Consider the following 7,304-nt stretch of genomic DNA (forward strand, 5'->3'; position numbering starts at 1 on the left):
CCTCCTGCCGCCCCGAGTCAATCCGTCGCAACAAGATCTGTGCATGCCGTAGCGCAAAACGGGGGCAAGCGTGGACGTTATATCGGCCCATGGGTCGGCGGGGGGAAGTGGCGCTTTGTCGCGATCGGGGCGGATGCGCGGCGTGGTTGACGCCGGATCAAGGGCCGGGACGATGGCGGGGCCGTCCGAGGGCCGGCCTGCCCGCATCGGGCGAAGCGGCGGCTCACCCCGGTCGCGCCACCTCCGGCTCGGCCGTCGCGGCGGCGCCGTCGCCGCGACCCGGCTCGGCGGCCTCGGCTGGTGCCTCGGCCGGCCTGTCGGCCGACGCGGGGGCCGATGCGGGGGCCGATGCGGGGGCCGACGCGGGGGCCGGACCGGGCCGGTCCGCCGCGGCTGCGGGCGCCGGCACGGGCGGCGGCACGTCCGAGAGGATCTCGGCCGCCGGCATGTCGGCCTCCCAGCGGAATCCGGCGGGATCGTAGGCGACCATCACGACCGCGTTGAGCGACGCCTCGGTGAGCTTCTGGATGACGGTCGAGCCGAAGCCGGCCCGAGTCGGCGGCAGGACCGGCGGGCCGCCGCTCTCCTGCCAGACCAGCCGCACCCGCTCGCTGCCGTCCGGCGCCGCCGCCAGCCGCCAGGCGATGCGGACGCGACCGCCCGCTTGCCCCAGCGCGCCGTACTTGTTGGCGTTGGTGGCGAGCTCGTGGAGGGCGAAGCCGAGATTCTGCACCGCCTCTGGCCGCAGCATCAGGGGTGGGCCGTCGACCTCCAGCGCCGCCTCGCCGACGAACGGCTCGAGCTGGAGCCGCACCAGCTCCTCGATGCTGGCGCCCATCCAGTCGGTGTGGACGAGCAGGTCGTGCGAGCGGGCGAGCCCGTGCAGCCGGCCCGTGAACTTCACCTCGAAGTCGGAGAAGTCGTCGCTCTGGCGGGCGGTGCGCCGGGCCATCGCGATGATCACGGTGATCAGGTTCTTGGTGCGGTGCGACAGCTCGCGCATGACGAACTGGATGTGCGCCTCGTCGCGCTTGCGGCCGCTGATGTCGTGGGCGATCACCGAGATGCCGACCAGCGTCCCGTCGGCGCCGCGGATCGGCGCGGCGTCGAGGGACACCTCGACCGGCGTGCCGTCGCGGCGCAGCCGGATCGTCTCCAGCCGCAGGCTCTGCCCGGCCCGCGCCGCGGCGAGCTTGGCGTCGAGCTCGTGCAGGCGGTCGGCCGGCAGCAGCATGGCGTGCGGGTGGCACACCGCCTCCTCGGCCCGGTAGCCCCACAGCTCCTCGGCGGCGGCGTTCCAACTCAGGATCTCGCCGTCGAGCGAGACGCTCATGATGGCGTCGCCGGACGACGAGACGAGCGCGGCCAGATGGGCGTTGGCGATCTCGCCGCGGGCGCGGTCGTTGGAGGCCTCGGCGAGCGCCCGCCCGACCTCGTTGATCTCGCGGATGCCGGTGTCGACCGCGTCGATCACGCCGCCCGCCCCGATCACCCGGGCGGCGCGCGACAATTCGCGGGTCGATCGGATGATCCACTCGCCGACCAGGGCCGAGCACAGCACCGCGAGCGCCGAGAAGACGACGAGACTCCACAGCACGTCGGCCTTCCAGCGCCGCATCGGCGCGTCGATGGTGGCACGCGGCACCGCCGCCAGCACGGTCCAGCCGTTCGGCAGACGCTGCCAGCCGGTCTCGAGATCGCCGCCGCCCGGCACCACGCCGGCCCAGCCGGCCGTCGCTTCGGCGATGCGCGCCAGCAGCGCCGGCGCGATCTCGGTTCCGCCCGCGGCACCGTCGCCGCGGGCGATCACCCGGCCGTCGGCGTCGATCAGGGTCGCCAGCCACCCCTCCGGGGTCTGCCGCGCCATGACGCCGGCGAGATGCTGGGTCGGCAGCACACCGGAGAGCACACGGTCGGTGCCGGGCACCGGACAGAGCAGCACCACGACGGTGCGGCCGAGCGCCGTGCGGAACAGGCCCGAGGTGGCGCAGGCGCCGGTCTCGGCCACCCTGGCCATCAGCGCCGGCGCCTGGCTCGGCGGCAGCACGCGCCCGAACGGCTCGAGCGTGTTGAGGATCTGGTGGCCGTCCCGACCGAACAGCGCGATCCAGCCCGGCACGGCGGCGATGCTCTGGCGGGCCTGGGCATGGAAGGCGGCGAGGTCGTCGGTGGCGAGCGACGGCGACGTCGCCAGCACCTCGAGCTGGGCCTTCTTGACGGCGAGCTCGCCGGCGATGTCGCCGGCGATCGCGCCGGCGTAGAGGCGGCCCTGGCGCTCGACCCCGACCTGCTTCTCGGCGACCACGGAGCGATACTCGACGGCGAAGAAGGCGAGGCTCGGCAGCAGCGCCGCGAGCGCCAGCAGCGACAGCGCCAGCCGCAGCGGCACGGGCCGCCGGACGATCCGTCGCATGATCCCTCCGGTGGTCCGGAAACGGCTGCCCGCGCGCGCCGACACCCTGCCCCTCCGCTGCGCCGCCGGGCGTTTCGCCCGCAGGCGGGCTCGTTCGATTCGCCGCCGCGCGCTGCCGGAGCGTCAGGCTTTTCGGGACGGGGCGCAAGCAGCCGGATACGGTTAGGCCGATCCGGACGTTACCGGATCGCCGTGCGCGACTCCGCGCCGGATCAATCCTCGCCCGGGACGGCGGTCGGCATCTCGCGATCCTCGTCGAAGCGCGAGGCGCCGGCGGTGCGCTTCGGCGCGGCGCGGCTGCCGAGCGCGCCGGTGGCGCCGAAGTCGGGCCGCCGCGCCGCGTAGCCGCCGCTCGCCCGCGCCCGCGCCGCCACCACCTCGCCCGGCACGGCGGCGGGCTGGCAGATCTGGCGGCCCGACGAGCGGCGCATCAGGTCGACATGGATGTGGTCGTAGTGGAAGACGTTGGAGCCCGGCGCCAGCACGGTCGAGAACAGCTCGCAGGCCGACACTTGCACGTCGCGCAGGAAGCCCTGCTCCTCCGGGGTGCCGCGCCAGCCGCCCTTGATGGTGACGACGTGGCCGTCGGCGAGCTTGAAGGAGGCGATGTCGAGCGCGTTGCCGAAGGCGTGCTCGGAGATGCGGGCGCGCGGGTTGCCGTTCATGCCACGACACGAGTAGGCGGAGATCTGCTTGATCTCGACCACCGGCTGGCGGAACCAGCGCTGTGCGGCGGGCTGCACGCCCTCCACCACCCAGCGGTCGAGCTGCGACACCATCGGGCAGGCGAGCGTCGCGGCCGGCGTCACGGCGGCGGCGACCGACGCCGTGGTCAGCGGCTCGACCCGCGACGGGCCGGTCGGCACCGGCTCGCCCATGCTCGGGTACTGCGGCGGATAGCCGGCATGGACCGAGGCGGTCTGGCGCGGCACCGGCTCGGACTCCGGCTCCGGGGCGTCGCGATAAGGCGAGGTGCGATCGATCGGGCGCGGCGAGAAGCCGGGCTCCTCGTAGACCAGGCTGCCAGGCTCGCCTGTCGGCGCCGGCGTCCGAGCACCCTGGCGGGCGCGCGACGGCGCGGCGGCCGCCCCGTAGGACGGCATCGGGGCCTGGCGGGTGCCGGGCGGATCGGCGGTGGGCGGCGCGACGCCGGGCGGGGTGAGCGAGGTCGGGCCGGCGCCGTATCCATTGCCGCCGTGTCCATTACCGCCGCTGCCGTAGCCGCTCGCCGGCCGGGTCTGCGGCGGCGGGCCGTCGGGGACGCGCAGATAGCCGGGCGGCGCGCCGAGCACGCGACCGGCCGAGGTGCCCGACGCGGTCGACGAGGCCGAAGCGCCGCGGGGAATGCCGCCGGGCGGGCGCAGTGGCTCGTCGGCCCAGCCGAGCGCCCCGCTCTCGCCGAGCGCCGCCACCTTCATCGGAAAATCGGCGCCGCACATGCCGGGGCCGTCGATCGGCGACAGCAACGCCACGGCCGGCCCCTGCTTCACGGAGCCGGACTTCAGGCACTGAACCTCCGCCTCGCGCCGCCACGATTCGCGCTGCCCCATGAAGTTGCGAGCGCATCCGGCGAGCGTGAGGAGAACGAGCGAGCCGACGAGATACCAACGAACGTCGCGCGTCATGGCGCGACTGTGCCGAGGAGTGCGTTAAGGATCTCTTGACGTTACCCTACGGTTCCACCGTCGGTGCGGCTTCGCGGCCACGGCTCGAGGGTTTGGTTACCAAGTCGGGCCCCGCCGAGGGCGATCTCGGACTTGATGAGACCCGACGGTTCGGCCTAATGGCGCCGGCTCACGATCCCCCTTCCCCCATCCCAGGAGCATGCCGTGGCGAAGCCGCTGGTCGGTCCGTTGTCCGCTCTCGATCTCGCGAAAAGGATCGAGGCCGGCGAGATCACGCCGGCCGGCGTGGTGGACTTGTGCGCCGAAACGATCGCGGCGCGCGAGCCGGAGGTCCGGGCGTTCGCGACCCTCGACATTGTGCGGGCCAGATCGCGGGCCGAGGAGGCCGTGGCGATGCTCTCGGCGGCGCCGCTGCGCGGGCTGCCGGTCGGCGTGAAGGACATTTTCGACACCGCCGACCTGCCGACCGCCTACGGCTCGCCGATCTATGCGGGCCACCGGCCGGCCGCCGATGCGGCGCTCGTCTCGATGCTGCGCCGGGCCGGCGGCCTCCTGCTCGGCAAGACCGTGACGACCCAGTTCGCCTTCATGGACGCCGGCGACACCCGCAACCCGCACGACCCGGCCCACACGCCGGGCGGCTCGTCCTCGGGCTCGGCCGCCGCCGTCGCGGCCGGCCTGCTGCCCGTCGCCATCGGCACCCAGACGGGCGGCTCGGTGGTGCGGCCGGGCGCCTATTGCGGCGTCGCCGCCTACAAGCCGTCCTACCGGATGCTGCCGATGGTCGGCTGCAAGTGCTTCTCGTGGTCGCTCGACACGGCCGGCCTGTTCGCCGCCGGCATCGCCGACGTCGCCTTCGCGGCGGCGGCGCTGACCGGCCGGGATCTCCGGATCGACCGCGTCGCCCCCGCCGCGCCGCGCATCGGGCTCGCCCGCACCCACATCTGGCCGGAGGCGAGCGCCGCCATGCAGGCCGCCGTCGAGCAGGCCGCCCGCCGCGCCCAAACCGCCGGCGCCACCGTGGTCGACATCAAGCTGCCGCCGGTGTTCGAGGATGCGTTCCGGGCACATGCCGCCATCCAGGACCACGAGGTCCACCGGGCGCTCGCCTACGAGCACGACAATCACCGCGACCGGCTCGGCCCGCACCTGAAGGCGCATCTCGACGCGGCCGCCGACATCGGTCCCGACGCCTATGACGACGCCCGGCGGATCGCCAAGCGAGCCCGCCACGCACTCGCCGACCTGATGGGCGAGGTCGACGTGCTGCTCACCCCCTCGGCACCGGGCGCGGCCCCGCGCGGCCTCGAATCGACCGGCCAGTCGATTTTCAACAGGCTGTGGACCTTGATGGGCACGCCGTGCATCAATGTTCCGGGGGTGTACGACGAATCGGGGCTGCCGCTCGGCGTCCAGGTGGTCGGCCGGTTCGGCCGCGACCGCGCCGCGCTCGAGGCGGCGCTGTTCATCGAGCAGGCGATCGCCCCCGCATCAGAAGCCTGAGCGGGCGCGGTCGGGGCGTCCGCCGACGGTCTCGGTGCGATATCCGCCCGTCCCGGCGTTCGCCGGGTGCACCGACGAGACCGTTTTCATGCGCGTGCCCTTTCCGCGTCCGATGGCGACCGCCACCACCCTGGCGGTTCTCCTGATCACGCTTCCGGGGCGTCCGACCCCCGCCCCGGCCCAGGCCCGCACCGCCTCGGCACCGCTGACCCTGACGGTCGGCGAGAGCTCGACCATCTCGCTCGAGGAGAACGTCACGACCGGCTTTGCGTGGCGCTACGACGCGGCGGCGAGCCGCGACGCCGGCTGCGTCACCATCACGGATCTGGGCCACGCCCGAAGATCCGACGCTCCGGCGATCGGTTCCTTCGGGCTGCACCGATGGAAGCTGGTCGGCGCCGACCGCGGCCGCGCCGAGCTGCGCTTCCTCTATCAGCGGCCGTGGGAGCAGAAGCCGGTGCGTGAGCACACGATCATCGTGGATGTCCGTTGAAGAATTTCACTAAATGAAAAATCCGATCGACTGCATCGCGAGATGATGTTGCAGTGCGCAATTGTTTCCGACTTCAGAACGCCCCGGCATTGTGCTAGGGTTCGGCCGTTCAACGTCCCGAGGAGACGATCTTGGTTTATTCGATCGACCTGAACCGCGTGGCGATCTACGTCGTGTTCGGTTTCGTCACCGCCATCGTGTTGGGTGCGTTCTGATCGGATAGGACGCCCACCGAAGGCGGCCCCGACGACGGCGCGAAGCCACCCGGCTTTCGAGCCGACAGCCCCGCCGAAGGCTCCCCGAAGGGACACCGGAGAACCCGTTCTCCGGTGTTTTGTTTTATCCGGACGGTCGCACGTCGTGGCGGCGGCTTGTTTCGCCGCGCCGCGCCGAGGCACGCTGCGGCGGAACGCGAGTCGCACCGGTCGTCTGGTCCCTTCCGGAGTGTGCAGAATGTCCCCGAAAACGCTGCTCGAGCTCGCCGGCGTCGCGATACGGCCGCCGCGCCTCCCCGACACGGTGGTGGTCGTGATCGACGCCCAGCAGGAGTATGTCGACGGCCTCCTGCCGCTGCTGGGCATCGACGCCGCGCTCGCCGAGATCGGCCGCCTGCTCGAGCGCGCCCGCCGGCTCGAGACGCCGGTGATCCACATCGTGCATCACGGCCGCGGGAATGCCGGCCCGTTCGCGCCGGGCTCGCGCGGTGTCGAGATCGCCTCGCCGGCCGCACCGGCCCCGGGCGAGCCCGTGGTCATCAAGAGCCTGCCCAACGCCTTCGCCTCGACCGACCTCGCCGACCGCCTGCACGCCCTGCACCGCTCGTCGCTGGTGCTCGCCGGCTTCATGACGCACATGTGCATCGAGGCGACGGCGCGCGGCGCCCTCGATCTCGGCCTCCAGGCCACCGTGGTGGCGAACGCTACGGCGACCCGCGACCTGCGCGATCCGCTGAGCGGCGACGTCATCACGGCCGCCGACGTCCACCGCAACGCCCTCGCCGCCCTCGCCGACCGCTTCGCCACGATCGTCGCCTCGTCCGACCGGCTCGCCGACTGACAGGCGAACCCTCGGCCGACCAGATCTCGAACCCGTGCCGGCAGCGGGCGGGAATTCTCCAAAAGACGAGGGATGGCAGCGGAGGTCCGCTACAGCGTGACACCCTCTACCGATGATCTCGTAATCCGGGACCGGCGGCGCGTCGGGTGATCGGTCCATTTAGAGCGGTTTTCGGTGTGGCTGAATCGCCGGGGGATTCCCTGGGCGGGTGAGC

The 7,304-nt window shown here is 72.8% G+C and carries 5 protein-coding genes; 3 read left to right on the top strand and 2 right to left on the bottom strand.

The window, feature by feature from the left end:
* Positions 1 to 223: 223 nt before the first annotated feature.
* Together ACFSOX_RS23440 and ACFSOX_RS23445 are read right to left on the bottom strand one after the other, a co-directional pair.
* The gene (locus ACFSOX_RS23440) at positions 224 to 2,413 is read right to left on the bottom strand and encodes an HWE histidine kinase domain-containing protein (protein WP_378480237.1); all 2,190 of its coding nucleotides are present in this window, start codon (positions 2,411 to 2,413) and stop codon (positions 224 to 226) included.
* A gap of 212 nt (positions 2,414 to 2,625) precedes the next feature.
* Positions 2,626 to 4,038 (bottom strand): extensin family protein, encoded by a 1,413-nt coding sequence (locus ACFSOX_RS23445; protein WP_378480238.1) that lies wholly within the window; start codon positions 4,036 to 4,038, stop codon positions 2,626 to 2,628.
* Positions 4,039 to 4,242: 204 nt separating this feature from the next.
* On the opposite strand from ACFSOX_RS23445, the gene ACFSOX_RS23450 reads away from it, so the two are divergent.
* The 3 genes from ACFSOX_RS23450 to ACFSOX_RS23460 all read left to right on the top strand — a co-directional run bounded on the left by ACFSOX_RS23450 (position 4,243) and on the right by ACFSOX_RS23460 (position 7,090).
* Positions 4,243 to 5,541: an amidase gene (locus ACFSOX_RS23450; protein ID WP_378480239.1), complete on the top strand. Its 1,299-nt coding sequence runs from the start codon at positions 4,243 to 4,245 to the stop codon at positions 5,539 to 5,541.
* 88 nt (positions 5,542 to 5,629) lie between these two features.
* A complete protein-coding gene (locus ACFSOX_RS23455) occupies positions 5,630 to 6,034 on the top strand; it encodes a protease inhibitor I42 family protein (protein WP_378480240.1) in 405 nt (134 codons plus the stop codon).
* Between the two features lie 453 nt (positions 6,035 to 6,487).
* The gene (locus tag ACFSOX_RS23460; RefSeq protein WP_378480241.1) at positions 6,488 to 7,090 is read left to right on the top strand and encodes a cysteine hydrolase family protein; all 603 of its coding nucleotides are present in this window, start codon (positions 6,488 to 6,490) and stop codon (positions 7,088 to 7,090) included.
* Positions 7,091 to 7,304 lie beyond the last annotated feature (214 nt).

It is taken from the genome of Rhodoplanes azumiensis, from assembly GCF_042682915.1.
Lineage (GTDB): Bacteria > Pseudomonadota > Alphaproteobacteria > Rhizobiales > Xanthobacteraceae > Rhodoplanes > Rhodoplanes azumiensis.

Coding starts and splice junctions, on each gene's coding strand:
- ACFSOX_RS23440 (WP_378480237.1), bottom strand. CDS start 2,413: ATGCGACGGATCGTCCGGCGGCCCGTGCCGCTGCGGCTGGCGCTGTCG.
- ACFSOX_RS23445 (WP_378480238.1), bottom strand. CDS start 4,038: ATGACGCGCGACGTTCGTTGGTATCTCGTCGGCTCGCTCGTTCTCCTC.
- ACFSOX_RS23455 (WP_378480240.1), top strand. CDS start 5,630: ATGCGCGTGCCCTTTCCGCGTCCGATGGCGACCGCCACCACCCTGGCG.
- ACFSOX_RS23460 (WP_378480241.1), top strand. CDS start 6,488: ATGTCCCCGAAAACGCTGCTCGAGCTCGCCGGCGTCGCGATACGGCCG.